The sequence below is a fragment of the Cytobacillus solani genome, from assembly GCF_001420595.1.
GTDB lineage: Bacteria > Bacillota > Bacilli > Bacillales > Cytobacillaceae > Cytobacillus > Cytobacillus solani.
Map to the genome: position 1 here is coordinate 3115030 of NZ_LJIX01000006.1, position 19670 is coordinate 3134699.

Annotated in this window: 24 protein-coding genes; 6 read left to right on the plus strand and 18 right to left on the minus strand. The window is 38.2% G+C overall.

The features are described 5' to 3' along the window. Positions 1-50: 50 nt before the first annotated feature. Positions 51-572: a hypothetical protein gene (locus AN957_RS17420; protein WP_056685362.1), complete on the minus strand. Its 522-nt coding sequence runs from the start codon at positions 570-572 to the stop codon at positions 51-53. A 13-nt stretch (positions 573-585) separates the two neighbouring features. Continuing rightward, positions 586-2274, minus strand: coding sequence for a formate--tetrahydrofolate ligase (locus tag AN957_RS17425; RefSeq protein ID WP_056685365.1), 1689 nt, complete (start codon positions 2272-2274; stop codon positions 586-588). 174 nt (positions 2275-2448) lie between these two features. Here AN957_RS17425 and metA point away from each other — a divergent pair, with 174 nt between their 5' ends. After that, on the plus strand, positions 2449-3354 hold the full coding sequence (gene metA / locus AN957_RS17430) for a homoserine O-acetyltransferase MetA (RefSeq protein ID WP_053476713.1): 906 nt from the start codon (positions 2449-2451) through the stop codon (positions 3352-3354). Between the two features lie 973 nt (positions 3355-4327). Here the strand turns inward: metA and AN957_RS17435 are convergent. Both AN957_RS17435 and AN957_RS17440 read right to left on the minus strand, forming a co-directional pair. Beyond that, positions 4328-5020, minus strand: coding sequence for an AIM24 family protein (locus AN957_RS17435; protein ID WP_056685368.1), 693 nt, complete (start codon positions 5018-5020; stop codon positions 4328-4330). 16 nt (positions 5021-5036) lie between these two features. After that, positions 5037-5720, minus strand: a complete 684-nt coding sequence (locus AN957_RS17440) for a class I SAM-dependent methyltransferase (protein WP_056685371.1) — start codon at positions 5718-5720, stop codon at positions 5037-5039. Between the two features lie 180 nt (positions 5721-5900). Between AN957_RS17440 and AN957_RS17445 the strand changes: the two genes are divergently transcribed. Beyond that, a complete protein-coding gene (locus tag AN957_RS17445) occupies positions 5901-6119 on the plus strand; it encodes a DUF3892 domain-containing protein (protein ID WP_053476716.1) in 219 nt (72 codons plus the stop codon). Between the two features lie 10 nt (positions 6120-6129). Here the strand turns inward: AN957_RS17445 and mntR are convergent, their stop codons facing one another. The 9 genes from mntR to AN957_RS17490 all read right to left on the minus strand — a co-directional run bounded on the left by mntR (position 6130) and on the right by AN957_RS17490 (position 14560). Beyond that, on the minus strand, positions 6130-6564 hold the full coding sequence (gene mntR, locus AN957_RS17450; protein ID WP_053476717.1) for a transcriptional regulator MntR: 435 nt from the start codon (positions 6562-6564) through the stop codon (positions 6130-6132). A gap of 143 nt (positions 6565-6707) precedes the next feature. Next, on the minus strand, positions 6708-8861 hold the full coding sequence (locus tag AN957_RS17455; protein ID WP_056685374.1) for a DNA topoisomerase III: 2154 nt from the start codon (positions 8859-8861) through the stop codon (positions 6708-6710). A gap of 127 nt (positions 8862-8988) precedes the next feature. Next, a complete protein-coding gene (locus AN957_RS17460; RefSeq protein ID WP_053476719.1) occupies positions 8989-9867 on the minus strand; it encodes a metal ABC transporter permease in 879 nt (292 codons plus the stop codon). Beyond that, positions 9857-10798, minus strand: a complete 942-nt coding sequence (locus AN957_RS17465) for a metal ABC transporter permease (protein WP_053476720.1) — start codon at positions 10796-10798, stop codon at positions 9857-9859. The genes AN957_RS17460 and AN957_RS17465 overlap by 11 nt, the downstream gene beginning before the upstream one ends. Positions 10799-10808: 10 nt before the next feature. Next, entirely contained in the window at positions 10809-11558 is a 750-nt protein-coding gene (locus AN957_RS17470; RefSeq protein WP_053476721.1) for a metal ABC transporter ATP-binding protein, read from the minus strand. 11 nt (positions 11559-11569) lie between these two features. Then, positions 11570-12496, minus strand: a complete 927-nt coding sequence (locus AN957_RS17475; protein ID WP_056685377.1) for a metal ABC transporter solute-binding protein, Zn/Mn family — start codon at positions 12494-12496, stop codon at positions 11570-11572. 204 nt (positions 12497-12700) lie between these two features. Further along, positions 12701-13312 (minus strand): NAD(P)H:quinone oxidoreductase, encoded by a 612-nt coding sequence (gene wrbA / locus AN957_RS17480; protein ID WP_053477573.1) that lies wholly within the window; start codon positions 13310-13312, stop codon positions 12701-12703. 177 nt (positions 13313-13489) lie between these two features. After that, a complete protein-coding gene (locus AN957_RS17485) occupies positions 13490-14095 on the minus strand; it encodes an alpha/beta hydrolase (protein WP_053476723.1) in 606 nt (201 codons plus the stop codon). Between the two features lie 177 nt (positions 14096-14272). Next, positions 14273-14560 (minus strand): hypothetical protein, encoded by a 288-nt coding sequence (locus AN957_RS17490; RefSeq protein WP_053476724.1) that lies wholly within the window; start codon positions 14558-14560, stop codon positions 14273-14275. 304 nt (positions 14561-14864) lie between these two features. On the opposite strand from AN957_RS17490, the gene cspD reads away from it, so the two are divergent. Further along, a complete protein-coding gene (gene cspD / locus AN957_RS17495; RefSeq protein WP_053476725.1) occupies positions 14865-15065 on the plus strand; it encodes a cold-shock protein CspD in 201 nt (66 codons plus the stop codon). Between the two features lie 45 nt (positions 15066-15110). Here cspD and AN957_RS26995 read toward each other — a convergent pair whose 3' ends face one another. Beyond that, positions 15111-15308, minus strand: a complete 198-nt coding sequence (locus AN957_RS26995) for a zinc-finger domain-containing protein (RefSeq protein WP_425388908.1) — start codon at positions 15306-15308, stop codon at positions 15111-15113. An 11-nt stretch (positions 15309-15319) separates the two neighbouring features. Continuing rightward, the gene (locus tag AN957_RS17500; RefSeq protein ID WP_053476726.1) at positions 15320-15976 is read right to left on the minus strand and encodes a reverse transcriptase-like protein; all 657 of its coding nucleotides are present in this window, start codon (positions 15974-15976) and stop codon (positions 15320-15322) included. A gap of 150 nt (positions 15977-16126) precedes the next feature. Between AN957_RS17500 and AN957_RS17505 the strand changes: the two genes are divergently transcribed. After that, positions 16127-16513: a reverse transcriptase-like protein gene (locus AN957_RS17505; RefSeq protein WP_053476727.1), complete on the plus strand. Its 387-nt coding sequence runs from the start codon at positions 16127-16129 to the stop codon at positions 16511-16513. A gap of 18 nt (positions 16514-16531) precedes the next feature. Further along, the gene (locus AN957_RS17510; protein WP_053476728.1) at positions 16532-17458 is read left to right on the plus strand and encodes a DMT family transporter; all 927 of its coding nucleotides are present in this window, start codon (positions 16532-16534) and stop codon (positions 17456-17458) included. 171 nt (positions 17459-17629) lie between these two features. Here AN957_RS17510 and AN957_RS17515 read toward each other — a convergent pair whose 3' ends face one another. Continuing rightward, on the minus strand, positions 17630-17905 hold the full coding sequence (locus AN957_RS17515) for a DUF6123 family protein (protein ID WP_053476729.1): 276 nt from the start codon (positions 17903-17905) through the stop codon (positions 17630-17632). A gap of 64 nt (positions 17906-17969) precedes the next feature. Further along, on the minus strand, positions 17970-18428 hold the full coding sequence (locus AN957_RS17520; protein ID WP_056685379.1) for a divergent PAP2 family protein: 459 nt from the start codon (positions 18426-18428) through the stop codon (positions 17970-17972). 100 nt (positions 18429-18528) lie between these two features. Here AN957_RS17520 and sspL point away from each other — a divergent pair, with 100 nt between their 5' ends. Continuing rightward, positions 18529-18666, plus strand: coding sequence for a small, acid-soluble spore protein L (gene sspL / locus AN957_RS17525; protein ID WP_053476731.1), 138 nt, complete (start codon positions 18529-18531; stop codon positions 18664-18666). Between the two features lie 33 nt (positions 18667-18699). Here the strand turns inward: sspL and AN957_RS17530 are convergent, their stop codons facing one another. Continuing rightward, positions 18700-19587, minus strand: a complete 888-nt coding sequence (locus AN957_RS17530) for a 5'-3' exonuclease (RefSeq protein ID WP_056687222.1) — start codon at positions 19585-19587, stop codon at positions 18700-18702. Positions 19588-19670: the final 83 nt, after the last annotated feature.

Genomic DNA, 19670 nt, shown 5'->3' on the forward strand with positions numbered 1-19670 from the left:
TTCTGATAAAAAAGCTCCGCCTGAACGTGTACAGGCAGAGCTTTTCGTGGTTATATTATGGCCCTCAATCTTTCTAGGCTAATAATCATGTAATTAACCATCTCTAGGATATCATCCATTTGATCTTCGTAAACTAAGCGGTTAAAAGAAATGATTGCCTCATTCTTTATCGTATTGTCCTCGTCAAAAGGATTGAAGAAGGCAGATTGACTGATTGTCCGTTCAGGACCCCAAATGTCTTTAAGACATCTTTCAATCGTTTGAAAGTAGTAGTGTTCATTCGGATGCATAAAAGTAAATTTCACAAACAATTGGCACCCAGCAAGAATCTCCGATTGAGCAGATGGCAAAAGCTCGGCAGCCAAATTTTCCAATCCTGCCTCCATCATAAATGTGCAAGCAACTCGGTTATCCGCTTGAGAAGTAAAAGTTACTTCGTATTTCCGAGAAAGCTTTGCAGAGTTTAATAAATCATTTCGATCAATAATTGTGATACCACCTGATAAATCCTCATCATATATCGCGCCATCAATGACAACTTTCATATTTTCAAATGCAGTTGGATCAAACATTCAAGTCAACCTGTTAAAATAGTCCAATGGCATTGCCGTTCTCATCCACATCCATCCTCAGTGCGGCAGGTAACTTAGGCAATCCAGGCATTGTCATCACATCTCCTGTTAAAGCGACGATGAATCCAGCACCAATGGAAGGTTTAAATTCACGAATTGTGATTGTAAACCCAGTTGGTCGTCCAAGCTTTGTTGGATCATCAGATAAAGAATACTGCGTTTTTGCCATACAAATTGGTAAGTGGCTCCAGCCAAAGCTATCAAAATCCTTCAGCTGTTTCTTCGCTTTTGATGAAAATTCGACTTTTTCAGCTCCATAAACCCTTTGGGCAATCGTAAGAATTTTATTTTCAAGTGAGTCGGACAAATCGTATAATGGCTGGAAGTTTGACTCTTTCTTATCAATGACCTCTAACAGCTTGTTTGCGAGGTCTACTCCGCCTTCCCCGCCTTTTTCCCATACTTCAGTTAAGGACACAGGAATGCCTGTTTGATTACAAAGATCCATTAGTGTTTTAACCTCTTGGTCCGTATCTGTAATGAATTTATTAACCGCAACGACAAACGGCAAGCCGAAGCTTTCAATTGTTTCAATATGCTTCTTTAAGTTGGCAAATCCTGTCGTAAGTGCTTGTACATTTTCATGGCTAAGGTCGGTTTTCGGTACACCTCCATGCATTTTTAATGCACGAATCGTTGCAACGATGACTACTGCTTCTGGTTTAATCCCTGCACTTCTAGCCTTAATATGAAGGAACTTTTCGGCTCCTAAATCAGCTCCAAAGCCTCCTTCAGTAACAACAAAATCAGCAAGCTTTGACGCTGTTTTGGTAGCGATGACACTATTGCATCCATGGGCAATATTTGCAAAAGGACCACCATGAATAAATGCAGGCGTATGTTCAATGGTTTGTACTAAGTTCGGTTTAACTGCCTCTTTCAGCAGCATTGTTAATGCCCCTTGAACACCAAGATCTGCTACTGTTACAGGCTGTTTATCATAGTTATAGGCAATGACCATTTGACCTAAGCGCTTTTTCAAATCTTGGAGATCGGTTGATAAGCACAATACGGCCATGATTTCAGAGGCCACCGTAATATCAAAACCATCTTCACGAGGAACCCCTTGCATTGGACCACCTAAGCCGATCACTACCTTTCTTAAAGCACGGTCATTCATATCAAGGGCACGCTTCCATACAATCCTGCGCTGGTCAATGCCAAGCTCGTTCCCTTGCTGAAGATGATTATCGATGAAGGCTGCAAGTGCATTATTAGCAGTCGTAATCGCATGCAAGTCACCAGTAAAATGTAAATTAATATCTTCCATCGGCAATACTTGCGAATATCCTCCGCCAGTTGCTCCCCCTTTCACACCCATCGTTGGTCCAAGAGACGGTTCACGCATGGCAATAATTGCTTTCTTGCCAATTTTCGTAAATGCATCTCCTAATCCAACAGTTACTGTTGATTTTCCTTCTCCAGCTGGTGTTGGATTAATTGAAGTTACAAGAATAATTTTCCCACTCTTCTTTGTTTCAAGCTTTTTCAATGCCTCTGTCGATAATTTTGCTTTATATTTTCCAAATAATTCGAGGTCATCCTCATGAAGGCCGATGTTTTCTGCGACCTCTGTAATTGGTTTCATAAATGATTGTTGAGCGATTTCAATGTCTGATTTGACAACAGGTTTTACGTTCATAAATATCCCCCTAAGCATTCAATTATTGAAAACGTTTTCCTACTATTACATTGTACCATTCCATGCCATATTAGTAGATAGTCAATTTTGTGATTTTTTAAACATATGATTGCGGTGAGGTTTAATCGTCTTTATAATGAATTTAATTGAATTTTCTAAAAGGGGGATGATGAATTGCCAATTAAAATTCCAAGACTGCTTCCAGCCAGAGAAATATTAGAAGAAGAAAACATTTTTGTTATGGATGAGGATCGTGCATTAACACAAGATATTCGCCCGCTCAATATCCTTATATTAAATTTAATGCCGGAGAAAGAGAAAACGGAGGCACACCTTTTAAGACTGTTAGGAAACACCCCTCTGCAAGTTAATATCTCGTTTCTGAAGACAGCTTCGCATGAATCAAAAAATACAAGCTCGCTGCACTTGGATCAATTCTACACAACCTTCATGGAGATTAAGCAGCGGAAATTTGATGGAATGATCATCACTGGAGCACCAATCGAACTGCTTGCATTCGAAGAGGTGGATTATTGGAAAGAGCTTACCGATATTATGGATTGGACGAAAGATAATGTAACATCTACTCTACATATTTGCTGGGGAGCACAAGCAGCGTTGTATCATCACTTTGGCATCATGAAATATGAGCTTCCACAAAAATGCACTGGTGTTTTCTGGCATCATATTGACGACAAATCAGAAAAATTATTAAGAGGGTTTGATGATGTTTATTTAGCACCTCATTCAAGAAATACAGATATTTTTATCAAGCAGCTGCAAGCGAATTCAACTGTTAAATTACTTTCTTCTTCTGAAGAAGCAGGTCCATTTATTATGTGTGCCAATGACGGCAAGCAAATTATGATCACCGGCCATTTAGAATATGAAGCTAGTACACTAGCAGAAGAATATAGACGGGATTTGGAAAAAGGGCTAAATATTCTTCCACAGCATTATTTTCCAAATGATGATCCTTCGAAAAGCCCATCAAATAAGTGGCGATCACATGCCCATTTATTATTTTCGAATTGGTTAAATTATTATGTATACCAAGAAACTCCGTTTGAATGGGATTAAGCTGCCGAAAAAGATGCAAGAAAAACAGACAAACCTGTTTAAATAAGTAGTTTATTAATAAAGTTGAATTGGAACACACGACATTTCACATTGGAAATATCGTGTGTTTTGTTATTTTTATAGCAATGGAGTTATAAGCAGTCTATTCAAGGAGGAATCAAAAGAGTGGAAATAATTATTTTTTCGGTGATTGAAAAGGTGTTATTTTCAGATCTGAGTATATTAGAAATAAAAAATATTTATTGATAGTGATTTCAGATAAGGGTAGATGAAAGTTACCTGGTCCTATCAGAACTCGAGTCTTGGCAAAGTTGTCTGAACTCGACTGCTATTCGGACTTGATTCACCTTAAAATCGCCATTGCTGTCTGAACTTGACTGGTGTTCGGACTCGATTGACCTTTAGATCGCCAAAGTTGTCTGAACTCGACTGCTATTCGGACTTGATTCACCTTAAAATCGCCATTGCTGTCTGAACTTGATTGGTGTTCGGACTCGATTCACCTTAAAATCGCCATTGCTGTCCGAACTTGACTGGTGTTCGGACTCGATCCACCTGGAAGTCACAAAAGCTGTCTGAACTCGACTGCGGTTCGGACTCACTTCACCTAGAATCACCATAGCTATCTAAACTACACCGCAGTTCGGACTCGATTACCCATAATATTAACAAAGATGTCAGAGGTCGATTTAGGTTAGACTTTACTACCCCAAAATTACGATCTATTAAGCTAATTTGACAGGTAAAGCTGAGTAAAAATAGTCTCGTCTGAACTAAAGGGAATTCTCGTAGAACCAGCAAAAAATGCGTATAATCATCCACTTAAAATAGAAAAATGGCTCTAAATCATGAGCCATTCTTTAAGTATATAATATTCTTTTTTCTTTAGTGAAAGTTAATGTTGAGCTTCTGCATATGCTCTAATATTTGTTGCTGCCTTTTTAAAAACGATCCTGAATTTAATGATTAGCATTTAAGATTGCTCTGAATAGTAGACCTCTTCAAACGGCTGAACGACAACAAATCCATTCCCAGCAAATTTCATTTGTACAGATTCGCCGCTACCTCTTCCTAAGAAGGTTTTAAAGGAAATATCGGTCACAAATTCAGGCTGCAGATTTCCTGACCATGCGACAGTTGCGTTCGGATCAGTAAATACCGGATTATCTGGTGTAACTAGCAGGGTTAGTGGTTCGTAGTGGGAAGTGATGGCAATCATTCCACTCCCCTCAAGACGCACGTTAAATAATCCGCCAGAAAGCATACCAGCGACCTTTCTCATTAATTTAATGTCCCAACTTATTGATGGTTCAAAAGCAAGTAAATCATTGCCGTTAACGAAAATGGAGTCCCCTTGCAAATTTAAAATGGATATTTTTTTCCCTTGATCAGCCACATAAAGCTTCCCATTTCCTGTAGCTTTCATTAAGGCAGTTCCTTCACCCGTTAGTGCCTTTTTAAATAATTTTCCTAAGCCGTGTTCGAGAATTCCTTCTCGTTCAAATTTAATATTTCCGCGGTAAGAAATCATAGCTCCAGCTTTTGTCCATATTTGGTTCGTTAAATTGATTTCAAGAATTCTCGGAGATTCTAGTTCAAATAACCCTTCTCCTTTATCTTGCTGTTGTGTTTGTTTTACAAAATCTTCAATTGAATAGCGACTCATCGTATTCCAACCCTTCTTATTTATTATTTCTAAGCATGGAAACCCACATGAACGAGAGGGCTTGCCTTAGTTCAGTAGACAATGATCCAATAGGCATTTGATCAGTCCCTCGCTTATATACCCCTAAGCTATCAGCCTTGCCCCAGCCATTTTCTTCAGCAAGCTGGTCTAATTCCCAAGGCATCATCGTATTACAAATGACTTTTTCATTATATAGGCGTCGGTAGCTATTTATTCTTGGGGCAGCCGTAGGACCAAGAATGCCAATACAAGCAAACCCTCCAGGCTTTACAATCCGCTGAATTTCCATTATCACTTTAAGCGGATCTTCTGTCCATTCAAGTGAATTAATGGCTAATACCGCATCAAAGGAATCATTCTCAAATGGTAAATTTGAAATATCTCCCTTAATAAATTGAGCCGTATTTCCTTTATTTGTTACTCTCGCTTTATGTATCATTTCCTCTGAAACATCTAAACCGGTTACTAAATAACCTAATTCAGCTAACTTTAATGATCCATACCCATCTCCACAGCCAAGATCACAAACCGCTCCATTAAGCTCTACATGCTTTGCGAAAAACGGAGCAATCTCCTTCCGGCTTCCTGACTTCCACATCTCCTTACTCATTGTATTCCATCCAGATGAACGCTCATCCCATTGTTTTTCTGCTTCCTTACTCCAATTAAAATCGCTCATCGTATCCCTCGCTTTTCCCTCACCATTTATACGTTCACTCGCTTAAAAAGTTTCAGACTATTATATTTTCGCCAAGAAAAGTAAATATCCCTTTGATTAAAGAAAAGAAAATGGTGCAACAATGAAGATGTAGATTGAATAGACGAGTAATTTAATTATGACTCGGAAGGAGTTGATTATATGTTAGGAGAACAGTTAGTCGCTGTTCATCGCAACTATCTGGGGGAAATCATTTCTTTTCAAACTTCTGAGGGGAGAATGATTTCTTACAGAAAAGCATTGAAAGAAGCGAAGGAAGGGGTAATAACCGGGGTAACTATAGAAGAAGGGCAGAATGGTACTCCCTATCTTACGCCAGCTTTCACATCCTCATTTGATGAGTTGCCGAATGTATACTAAAAGGGTCCATTTATGGACCCTCTGCTATATCCTCATTATTTCTTTGAATCTCTCTTAACGCTTCAATCCTGCTATCATCCTCTTCGAAAAATTGAACAAGGTCTCCTACTCGGTCTATTGCATCCCAGCTTAAATGATGCTCAATTCCTTCTACATCCTCGTATATATTTTCTTCCTTAACCCCAATTAAGCGAAGAAGCTGTTCAAGTAATTCGTGGCGATATACAAGCCGCTTGCCAATTTTCTTTCCTTTTGGAGTTAAAATCAGTCCTCTGTATTTTTCATAAACAAGATATTCATCTTTATCGAGCTTTTGAACCATTTTTGTTACAGAGGAGGGATGAACGGAAAGGTTTTCTGCGATATCAGACACACGGGCATACCCTTTCTCTTCAATCAATATATATATTTGTTCAATATAATCTTCCATACTAGGTGTTGGCATCCCAAACCCTCCCATAGGAACCGTGCTGAAGGTCTCTGTTAGTTCCATTTTTATCAATCATTACATTTTATGAAGACAGTCAAGTAAAAGTTTACTATATAAGGGTAGGCGAGACAAGGTTATCTATTATAGAAGGAATGTGTCTATTTATTTGGAAAAATAAACTTTAATTTCCGCTCATTATCATTCCAAGTTAATTTAGCTGAAAATAATTTGTCCTTATTTGAAAAACCTTCTATCATTTCTGTCTCATCGTCTTTCAAGAGCTGTTTGACTATTTTTTGAGTGATTGATTTACCCAAAATCTTTTTGGAGATTGTAAAATTACATTTTGTTTTGCTGTAATATGAACAGCCATAAAAGCTGCCTTTGTCAATAACCTGGCCATCACATTGCTTGCATTTCCCTAATTGAGTTGGACGTTTAAATTTAGACTTCGCTGAGGTAAAGCTGCTTTTGTCCTCCTCATCAAAAGCCCAATCCCCTGCGTTTTTTACAGATACTTCAATGAGGTGTGATATCATTTTATTCGTTTGTTCCATAAATTGTTTCGGTGAAGCCTCTCCTTCCGAAATATCCTTTAATCGCTTCTCCCATTTTGCCGTCATTTCAGGGGAGGCAAGAATTTCAGATCCAATTGCACCAATTAATATTTTTGCCTTCGGTGTTGCATACACGAGGTTCTTATTAATATCAATATACTTTCGATCTTTTAACATCGTTATAATTCCTGCCCTTGTTGCTTCAGTACCAAGACCCTCTGTTTTCATAAGTACCTTTTCTAATTCCTTATCCTCAATATGCTTTCCGGCTGTTTTCATCAGTGTAATCAGCTGGCCTTCCGTATACCTTTTTGGCGGCTGAGTTTTGCTTTCTTTCACCTCTGCCTTCATGACATTTCCTTTTTCTCCTATTTGTATCGAAGGGAGAAGTGCCTCCTTATCCTTTTCAAACGGCGGAATTACCTTACGCCAGCCCTCTTCAAGCTGAACCTTTCCTTTTGATAGGAATGCAGCCCTCCCATCGACAAGGGTGGTGACTGTTGTATACTCGGTTACTGCCTTCCCATAATGAGCAGCAATTAAGCTTCTTACAATGAGGTCATAAAGAGTGTTTTCATCTGGAGAAAGCTTATTCATGCCAGGAACTTGTTCTGTTGGGATAATGGCGTAGTGATCGGTCACTTTCTTGTCATTTACATATCTCTTATTATCCATAATTGAACTGGTCGGCAAAGGAAAGAGCGTTTTGTATTCATCGATCGCGGCTATTTTATTCAATGTTTCAGCAAACATTTCTGCTTCCCCTTGTGTAACGTGCCTTGAATCAGAACGGGGATAAGAGACAATTCCTTTTTGGTACAGCTTTTGCAGCACATCGAGCGTTTTCTTTGGCGGAAATTTGAATCGTCGATTTGCCTCTGCTTGGAGGGCAGATAAATTATAGAGCATAGGCGGAAGAAATTCCTTTTTTTCAGCCTTAACATCTGTGACCTCTGCTGCTTTTTTCTCACAAAAAGCAGCAATCTTTTCAGCTAGCTCCTTCGTCTTAATTCTTGTTTCCCCATCCTTTTCCCATTTTCCTAGATATTTTTTTCCATCGATATTAAATCTAGCCTGTACCTCCCAAAAAGGCTCGGAAACAAAGCTTTGAATCTCTAATTCTCGTTTGACAATTAGTGCAAGTGTCGGTGTCTGCACTCTGCCTACTGAAAAAACATCAGAGAATCCTTGCTGCTGAAGAAGAAGGCTATACAGCCTTGAAGCATTCATTCCAACAACCCAATCCGCGCAAGCTCTCGTATATGCCTCATAATAGAGGTTTCTAGTATCTGATTCATTTAATAATGATAGGAATCCTTCCTTGATTGCTTTTGGTGTTAATGAGGAGATCCATAATCTTTTCATCGGAAGGCTTGATTTCGTCATACGAAGGATATTACGAATAATCAACTCTCCCTCTCGCCCTGCATCTCCAGCATGTATGACTTCTGTTAAAGAAGGATTGTTTATCAGCTTTTTAATAACAGCATACTGCTTCGTTTTATCTTTCGTTACTTCATATTCAAATTGAGAAGGAATGATCGGTAAAGTATTCAATGACCACTTCTTCCACTGAGAATTATAACTTTCCGGTGCAACGAGCTGACAAAGATGCCCTACTGCCCACGTTACATAAGCACCTTCAGGAAAAACATCATTTGGGAAAATTTCAACAAACCCTTGATGCTTTTTTATTTTAAAAATAGAAGCAAGAGTCAGCCCTTGGTCAGGCTTCTCCGCAATAATGAGTTTCATTTTTTTGCTCACTTCCAGTTTACTAGATTAGATACTTATTTTAATTCTACTCAATTAATCAGTAAAGGACTAGGAAAAACATGGTACAATAAAAAAGCTCCTCATTAAAATAACGAGGAGCTTACACTCAATCCATTTTTAACCTTTTCATTGAAATTTTCTTCGATAGTAACCCTTTTGTTGGTGAGAATAAGAAAACTAAAGCAAAGATGATTCCATTAATCGTTGCCATGCTTCCTGAAATTGACACGTCTAGCCAGCTAGCAAGATAATAGCCGATCACAGCTGCTGCAACCCCTATTAATGCGCTTAAAAGAAGCATGATACTTAATTTATCCGTTATTAAATAGGCGGAGGCACCGGGGGCAATCAGCATAGCGACAACTAGAATGGCTCCTACACTATCAAAGGAGGCCACCGTTGTAATAGATACTAATCCCATTAACAAATAGTGGATTAGCAAGACTGGTATACCGATGGCAGCGGCCATTTGAGGATCAAATGAAGTAATCTTCAGTTCTTTATAAAATAATCCAATAATAACTAGGTTAATGACTAGCACCGTTGATAGCATCAAGAATGCTTTTGGAAGCTCTGGAAGGAAGCCCCATTGCACGAGATCCCAAGGAACAAAAGTAATTTCTCCCATTAGCGCATGATCCACATCTAAATGAACATCATCTGCAAACACTGTAATCAAAATAACCCCTACGGCAAACAGAAATGTGAACACTACCCCAATTGAAGCATCCTCCTGTATCCCAGCCTGATGGAGCATTTGGACACCTACGGCAGTGAGTAAGCCGACAACAGCTGCCCCAATTAGCATATAAACTCCACTCATGCTTTGACTGACGATAAACGCGAGTACAATCCCAAGCAAGACAGTATGACTAATCGCGTCAGCAAGCATTGAGAGTTTCCTCAATATCAAAAAGCAGCCGGTAATTCCACACGTAATCCCAGCTAAGGAACCTACAATTAAAATCCAAGACTCATAGCTCATGAAAACCGCTCCTTTTTTCTCCCTGCAGAAGCTTATTCCTTCTAAGCTGCTTATTATTTGCCATTCTTTTTACCCACTTTGTTACTAAACCTCTTTCAGGAGCAAACAGCATCGAAAGAAGAAATAATGCCGTTGCAGTTACAACGATGAATGGCCCTGTCGGGAGTCCCTCACCTATCGTACTTATAAGCGTTCCTGCCATGCCTGATAAAGCGCCAAATATACCAGATATAACAATCATTTTACTTAATGAATTCGTCCAATATCGTGCAGCAATCGCAGGCGTAATAAGGAGAGCAGCCATTAAAATGACCCCTACTGCCTGAATTCCAACGACAACAGCAGCAACTAGCAGGGAGAGGAAAAGAAAATTCAGCAAGCCTGTTGGCAATCCAAGCCCTTTAGCAAATGAAGGATCAAAGGTTAATACCTTCAGTTCTTTAAAAATTAATGCTGTTATAAAAATTAAAACGGCTGCTGCACCTGCCATTAGTTTCACATCATTTCCAACTAGAGAAGCAGCCTGACCGAAAATGAAATCATCTAACCCACTCTTATTACCGGATGGAGTCTGAGATACCTTTGTTAAAAGTACAATTCCAAAGCCGAAAAACACAGATAAAACTAAGCAGATGGCGGCATCTTCTTTAATAATTGATGAAGAAATAATGAACTGAATACAATAGGCAGCCAATAGTCCTGTCATGGTTGCCCCAATCAATAAGACAAATAAAGATTTTTCCCCGGAAAGCAAGAATGCAATACATATGCCTGGCAGCGCCGCATGTGCTACAGCATCCCCTATTAAACTCTGTTTTCTTAAAAGTGCAATGCTTCCAAGAACTCCGCTTGCAACTCCTAGCAGCATCGTCCCGATCAATACCCACTGAGTATTCGCATCAAAAAGAATCATTTTCAAAAGATCGTTCATCCTCAGCACCTCATTTTTGTTCTACAACCAATTGGTCTTTTTCCAAAAAGGATAGTTTTCCGCCATACGTTCGATGCAGATTCTCAAGTGTAAATACTTCCTCTGTTGCTCCAGCAGCAACGGTGTTGACGTTTAATAAAATGACATGATCAAAATATTCTTTGACGGTCTGCAGATCATGATGAACAACTAGAACGGTTTTTCCTTGCCTTTTCAATTCATTTAATAATTCAATGATGGCTCTTTCTGTGGCTGCATCTACCCCTACGAACGGTTCATCCATGAAATAAACCTTTGCATCCTGTGCAAGAGCACGTGCTAGAAAGACTCTTTGCTGCTGTCCTCCTGATAACTGGCTGATTTGTCTGCTTGCGTATTCCTCCATTCCAACTTTCTTTAAACATTCCATAGCTATTTCTGTATCCTTTTTTCCAGGACGCTTAAACCAGCCGACATGGCCATATCGCCCCATTAATACAACATCAAGGGCATTTGTCGGAAAATCCCAGTCTACAGAACCTCTTTGTGGAACATAACCAACAACTCTATCTTTTGCGCGATATTTTTTATCATAAATTTTTATTTCCCCAGCCGCTTTTGGTATCAAGCCCAAAATAGCTTTAATCAATGTCGACTTTCCAGCCCCATTCGGTCCGATGATTCCAATTAACTTACCTTCAGGCACTTCAAAGCTGACATTTGATAAAACAGGCTTTTTCTGATAAGCAACTGTTAGATTTTCCACAACAACAGGCTTCATTTTACTCCCTCCTATTTAATTGATTCTGAAATAGTTTTCACGTTATGTTTATACATGCCAATATAAGTACCCTCATCCGTTCCTTCTTTACCCATCGCGTCTGAGTATAATTCTCCGCCGATTTTCACTTTATGCCCCTTTTTCTTAGCCCCTTCAATGACCGCATTGATGGAACGTTCAGAAATACTTGATTCAATAAACACCGCTTTAATATTTCTCTTAACTAATGTATCTACTAATTTTTGGACATCTCCGAGACCATACTCCGAATCTGTACTTAGACCTTGCAGCCCCATCACTTCCATATCAAATGCCTTGCCAAAGTATCCAAATGCATCATGTGCAGTGACAAGCACTCTTTGCTCCTCCGGAATTCGGGCCATTTCCTCAGCAGCATACGCATGTAATTCATTAAGCTGTTTAAAATAGTTTTGCGCATTTTCCTCATAGTAGGCCTCATTATCAGGGTCTATTTCAATCAAGCCTGTTTTCACTTCCTCCAGTGCCTGTTTCCATAGGTTTATATCGAACCACACATGTGGATCATACGCATAGCTGCCACCGTTTGCAGATAATAGCGATTCTTTATCGATTGCTTCGGCAATCGCATAGGTTGGTTTCGTTTTGTTTATTCTCTCTAATACATCAAGTATTTTCCCCTCAAGGTGAAGACCACTGTAGAAAATAATATCGGCTTTTTCAAGCTTAGCTATATCCCCTTGTGTTGCTTTATATAAATGTGGATCTGTTCCTGGTCCCATCAGACTTTTTACAGCTACTTTCTCCCCGCCAATATGTTTAACCGCATCAGCAATTTGCCCAATCGTAGTAGTTACGATTATTTTGCTGTCATCATTTCCTTCATTAACCTTCTGCTTCGAACAAGCGCTGACAAAGATCAAAGAAATAACAAGAAATATCCCTACTATTTTTTTCATCTTTTCCCATCTCCCTTTTTTATGATTTTTGTTACAGCCTCTTAAATGAGTCTATGCACTTTTTTTACTTAAGTGCACATATTTTTTGTTTATCCACTTGTTTTATATTAAACTATAAAAGTTTCCCTTATGCAACATTTTAAGCTTGGACAAAATAAAAAAATCGGCTTTCACCGATTTTTTGTTTTATACTTATTTAATTAATTATTGATTTCCTTTTTTCACCCATTCCGCAACAGTGACAGTACGTTTTGCTTGATGTTTAACTGCTGCCTGAACATCCTCAATCATCTTTCCGTCCTGCCCTACTGTTACACTAGTTCCATAAGGATTCCCGCCGGCAGCAAATGTGACTGGATCTGTAAAACCAGGTGCTGCAACAATGGCACCCCAATGATACATGGTAGTATAGAGTGATAAAATAGTAGCCTCTTGTCCTCCGTGTGGGTTCTGTGCTGAGCTCATCGCACTTACTACTTTATTGGCAAGCTTCCCATGGAACCACAAACCGCCTGTTGTATCTATAAAGGCTTGAACCTGTGAGGCTATATTTCCAAAGCGTGTTGGCACACTGAAAATAATGGCATCTGCCCATTCTAAATCATTTAAGGTCACTTCTGGTACATCCTTAGTTGCTTCCGTATGTGCTTTCCATGCAGGATTTGATTCAATGGCTGCTTGTGGAGCTGTTTCAGGAATTTTTAATACCTTCACCTCGGCACCTGCGTCTTTCGCACCTTCCTCAGCCCATTTTGCTAATTGAAAGTTAGTGCCTCCGGAACTGTAATAGATTACCGCTAGCTTTACATTTGTCATTGTTTGTTCCTCCTGATCATTTGTTCTGCCAAATAATTTATTTAAAAAACCCAATTTCTACACCCCTAGTTTATTCTTATGCTAATCAACCCCCTATTCTAAAAACAATTGATTCATATAAAATCTTGTCCTTAAAAAGGGAGATTATTCTTGATGACAACATCCTAATTAATATTTTTAAATTTGTTTTCGAAACCATTCTGCTGCCGCAGCAACCTCATCAAATGTCAGCTGATGGCCGCGATTTTCCCAGTGTAAAAGAACGTTAGCATTTGCATTTTCCAATAAAAATTTTAGTTCTTCCGATTCCTCAGAAGGACATATCGGATCGTTCTTCCCTGCACCAATAAACACTTTTTTACCTGTTAAGTCGGGCAATTCAATCCCTCTTCTTGGAACCATTGGATGATGAAGGATCGCCCCTTTCAATGCATCTTGATAATGAAATAATAAACTTGCCGCAATATTCGCTCCGTTGGAATAGCCAACAGCAATTACATTATGTCTATCAAACCCATATGAAATTGAAGCCTCATCAAGAAACGCATATAATTCCTTCGTTCGAAATACGAGATCCTCTTCATCAAAAACACCCTCGGCTAATCGCCGAAAAAACCGAGGCATTCCATTTTCAAGCACATTTCCCCGGACACTTAACACTGAAGCCTCATTGTCGATTTTTTTAGCAAGCGGCAATAAATCTAATTCATTACCTCCTGTACCATGAAGTAATAATAAAGTTGGTTTAATTAAATCTGTTCCTTTTTCGAAAATATGCTTCATGCTTTTTTCTCCTTTTTTATATTTTTTCATTACTTGCCGAAAATAATCATTTGAATTTAATTATTTTTAATTAAATAATCTCTAATTCAAGATAATAATGGATTGTTACTTTTTTGTCAAACATGATTATCGTTCCTTCTAAAAGAAAAAGATCGGCAACTAGCCGATTTTAATAATTTACTGCTTGTATTTTTTAAGCGTTAAATTATTTTGAATGTACCAATTCTCCTCACTGACAATATTTGAGACTGTTAACATGAAAGAAGGGAGTTTTTCAACATTAAAGACAATTATGCCTACGTAGTCATTTATGATTACAAAAGATTCACCATGTGAGTATGTTTGAAGTTCACTTCCAAGCTGGAGGATCGTGCTTACAATAGCCTGTTTAATTTCTGGCTCAATTTCAATATGTGGAGAAAATCGCAAAATCCATTCCTGACTGCCAATAGAAAATCGGTACATTGCTTCACCCTCTTGCTTAAAAAGAGTATAATTAATAATAGCTATGAGAAAATTTGATAATTATGAATAAGAATTAAATCTAGTAAAGAAGTAAATTTTTAATATTTCGAATTTTTAATAGTTTTTTGTGAAAATCCTGTGAAACTCCTTGACTGATAATGAAGTATCGTGTATATTAAAGGCATCATTTAACAGAATATATTTCCGTTATTTCTAGAAAATATCTGTTGTGTAGGATGTTGAGTGATAATATTCATCGAAGACACCTTTAACGTGTCTTGAAAGGTTTAGGAGGAAAAGTTACATGCAAAACGGTAAAGTAAAATGGTTCAATAATGAAAAAGGTTTTGGTTTTATCGAAGTTGAAGGCGGAGACGATGTATTCGTACACTTCACAGCTATCACTGGCGAAGGCTTCAAATCATTAGAAGAAGGTCAAGAAGTTTCTTTCGAAATCGTTGAAGGCAACCGTGGACCACAAGCTGCAAACGTTGTTAAACTATAATCTAATAAATAATCTGGCTGGCATCTTGCCAGCCTTTATTTATTCTCAAGACAATTTACTACCAATTGCCTTTATTTTCTCGCCAACTGTACATTTTGAAATACAGAATTTATGCGCATATAGACGACCTTTATCAGCCTTATGATGCTTATAAAGAAAACATCCATCGCAGTAATTGTTTAATAATTCCTCAACTTCATTAAATAATTGCTTTCGTTTCAATCCCTGACACCGTCCTTTCACCTCACATCAGCTTAAATAATTTGCATCTTACTATTGATCATTTTCCCTTCAAGTGCTTGGGTTGCAAGCTTATCTGCTTCTTTATTTTCAGTTCTGGGGATTGGAGTAAACTTTGCATCAACCTTCAGTGATTTCAGCTTTTCTTCAATTCGATCAAGCCAGCGATTTAAGTTTTCTTCGTAGCATGGCCATTCCCCTTTTAGCTGCATTAACACACCTTGTGCATCTCCTTTAAACTCACAGGTCATGTGGTGAACTCCCATTTCTTCAAGCATATTAACTGTATAATACATTGCAGCATACTCTGCTTCGCTATTATTTTCAATTTCATCAAACAGCTCATTCGAGCGAATACGGTATTTCTTTTTCCCTTGCTTAAAATAAATGACCGCTCCTAACCCCGCTTGGAAAGTCTTTTTATTAAATCCGCCATCAAAATAAATGGTCAAGTCATGTGGATCCTCTTCAATTTCTTCTAATAGCTTTTTCATTTCCTTTGTGATCCAGGTTGTGCCACGCTCGTCATGATAAATAACCTCGGAAGTCTTTCCACTCCTTTCAAGGTCTTCGCCTATTTGTAATGCCAACTCTCCATCTAACCAATCTGATGTAAAAATGGTTCCTTCTGTTCCTTTTAGTTTATATTTCCATTCTAATTTATATTTCATTTTTTTCAGCCTTTCTTATGATAAACTAATTTTATCGCAGATTAACGGGCAGTAAGAACCTAACTGATAGAAGTTTCACTTTATCTTACCCTGATATGCCCTTTGATAATAAATATGGTGAATCTGAATTAAATATTGGAGGAGTTTCTATTGATTGAAGTATATATAGATGGAGCAAGTGCTGGCAATCCTGGACCAAGTGGTGCTGGCATTTTTATAAATTATGATGGCAAAGTAGAAAAATTCTCTATCCCTCTTGGAAATATGGAAAATCATGCAGCAGAATTTCAAGCCTTAATTCAAGCACTTGAAATCTGTATAAAGAATAATTACAAGGTCGTTTCGTTTCGAACGGATTCCCAAGCAGTGAACCGAGCGATTGAAAAGGAATATGTAAAAAATAAAGGATATGCCCCTCTTTTAGAAAAAGCTTTAGGATTAAGCAAGCAGTTAGATTTATTTTTCATGAAATGGGTTCCTAGCAGCGAAAACAAAACAGCTGATGAACTCGCTAGAGCTGCCATACGATTAAACTAGACGGAAGGAGAAACTCGATTGAAAAAAAACGTTTTCTTTGCAGATGCAAGCCTTTTACTTGTTGCATTTATTTGGGGAGCTACATTTGTCATTGTCCAAAACGCCATTGCCTTTTTAGAGCCTCATTCTTTTAATGGATTAAGATTTTTAATTGCAGCCAGCTTGCTGTGTGCTTGGCTTCTCATTTTTGAAATAGAACAGCTAAAACAATTAAACTGGAAAATAGTCGTTTCGGGAATCATAATTGGGATCTGGCTATTTATCGGCTATGCCTTTCAAACAATGGGGCTATTATATACATCATCATCTAAAGCTGGCTTTATCACAGGACTAAGCGTAGTATTGGTTCCATTATTTTCATTGCTATTATTAAAAAGTAAGCCTGGAATGAATGCAATAATTGGTGTATCCATTGCTACAGTTGGTTTATATTTACTGACAATGACCGATCGGGTTGGATTAAATATTGGTGATGGACTTGTATTTATTTGTGCAATTGGATTTGCCATGCATATTATCTTTACTGGGAAGTACAGCAGTCATTTTCCTTCACTGCTATTAACAGTTATCCAAATTACAACCGTTTCCGTCCTGTCGATTGTATTCGCATTTTTTACTGAGGACTGGAGACAGGCGATCAATCCTGAGGTGATCTTTCAAGGAAATGTAATATCTGCTTTAGTCATTACTTCTGTCTTTGCAACAGCACTTGCATTTTTTGCACAAACAAGATTCCAAAAATTCACAACACCGACGAGAGTTGCCCTTATTTTTGCGATGGAACCTGTATTTGCAGCTGGAACAGCTTTTCTCTGGGCAAATGAACGACTTTCATATAGTGCAATCATTGGCTGCCTTCTCATCTTTGCTGGAATGATTTTTGCAGAAGTCCCACTGAAAAAGACGCAGCAGCTCTTAAAAAAGAAACAGAAAGAGGCAATGTAAGAAAATCGTAAGCGTCTTCGGAACAAGCAAAACCCACTTGTTCGTGCGATGTGTCACTGTCGATGCTCTTCTTTTCCTGTCGCATTATCGAACAATAGGACGTCCTGTACGTCATGGGTAAGACGCTTACGCTAGACAAAAAAGGCATGTTTTCGGCACGCGTTTCTAGAATTAAATAGAAATTAAATCTTTTTCTTTGACATATTTTATAGCTTCAGGCCTCGTTTTTATTTGATTTGAAACAAGCATTTCAAGCAATGAAACATAGAAGCTTCCGTCAAAACCTTTTTGTGCCTTTAATGTTAATTCAATCGCTGTATTTGTCAGTTCATCTGAAGCATTAGTGTATTGTTTGCCAAATTGAATAAAACCGATTGCATCTTCTTGAAGCTGAAATCCTTTTCCCTGTAAAAATTGTATATATTCTTCCACTGTCATTAAAGACATGCCATCCCACTCCCTTTACTCCCAAAGCCCTATTTATTTTATCGCAAATTTTGACAATTATCTATTATTTTTTTGTTAATTTATGGCCGATTAATCCTGTTACCACTCCTAGCAATGCTCCGCCAATTACTTCTGCGGGCTGATGCCCTAGCATTTCTTTCAGCTTTCTTGGCTTTTCTTCTTTAAATTCGACTGCCTCATCTTTATGGATTTTCTCCATTAGTTCACCCATACTATTCACTTTTAATGTTAATTCCCCTGTCTGTCTTCTAATTCCCTGTGCATCATACATAACAATTAATCCATAGATAAGGGAAAGAGCAAAATCAATGGTCGGCAATCCGCGTTTTAACGCAATAAATGTAGTTAATGACGCTACTCCCGCAGAGTGAGAGCTTGGCATCCCGCCTGTTTGAAAAAACAATTCAGGACGAAATTCCTTTTTCTTAATAAAATGGATTGGAATCTTTAACCCTTGAGCCAGTCCTATACTTAATAAGGCAATGTAAACCCCTTTATTCATAATCAATTCACCTCTACCTCTAGTGTGAAGAAATCGGAGTGATATTATTCTTTTAGGAAATACTACTACTTGCGAGGAAAAATTATAGGAGGTATCACAAATGAGTAACCGTAAGAACCGAAATCGAGGAACCAAAGCACCTGGTGTGACACCACAAGGTTATGGGCAGGATGCTGAATTTGCTGAAGAACCAAAAAGTAAATTAGAGAATGCGGCGAAAAAGAAAAATACAAAGTAAAAAAGTGCTGTCTCAAATTGAGACAGCACTTTTTTATGCATATTCTTTTATATCCAGAAAACGATGAAGTCCACGGAATTCAATTTCCTCGAACTTGCCCATTACCTTATCGCGGTTAAATTGGAAAATGGCTTTATTTATATCATATTGAATAGGAACATCGCATTTAATTTCTGCTAGCTGGCGACTTAAATGCAGCATTTCAAGATCTTGCTCGATCTTTTGCCTTTGTCCCTTTGTAAGCAGTTCTAAATTAGCAAGTACACCTTCTATATGCTCGTATTGCTGTAAAAGCTTCAGGGCAGTTTTTTCTCCAATGCCTTTCACTCCTGGATAATTATCGCTAGAATCACCCATAAATGCTTTTAAATCAATCATTTGTTTCGGTAGAATGCCTTTTGCTTCAAAAAAGGTATCCTTTGTATGAACTAAATAGTTCCCAAAGCCTTTTTGTAATAAAGCAACGGTAATATGTTCATCTATCAGCTGCAGAATATCTTGATCTCCCGTTATGATTCTAACACTCGCATCTCCCCCGACACCTTTGGCAATCGTTCCAATACAGTCATCTGCTTCATAGCCTGCCAGTCCGATATTAGGCACATCGAAGGCTTCAACCATTTCCTTTACTAAATCGAATTGAGGAATCAATTCAACGGGAGCATCAGGTCGATTTGCTTTATACCCATCATACATGTCAGTCCTAAACGTTTTGCTTCCCATATCCCAACATACGGCTACATGGGATGGATTGAATGTGGAAACTGCAGTTAGAAAATGCTTCACAAATCCATATACTCCATTAGTTGGAATCCCTTTCGAATTGATCATAAACTGCCCTGTAACAGCAGTGGCAAAATAGGCTCTAAATAATAAAGCCATTCCATCTACTAGCATAAATGAAGGTTTTTTTTCATTAATCAATTTTTTCTCTCCCATGTCCTTTATTTCATAAATACCATTATAACATGGGTCTTGTGTGAATAAGAATGTAAACTTTTACA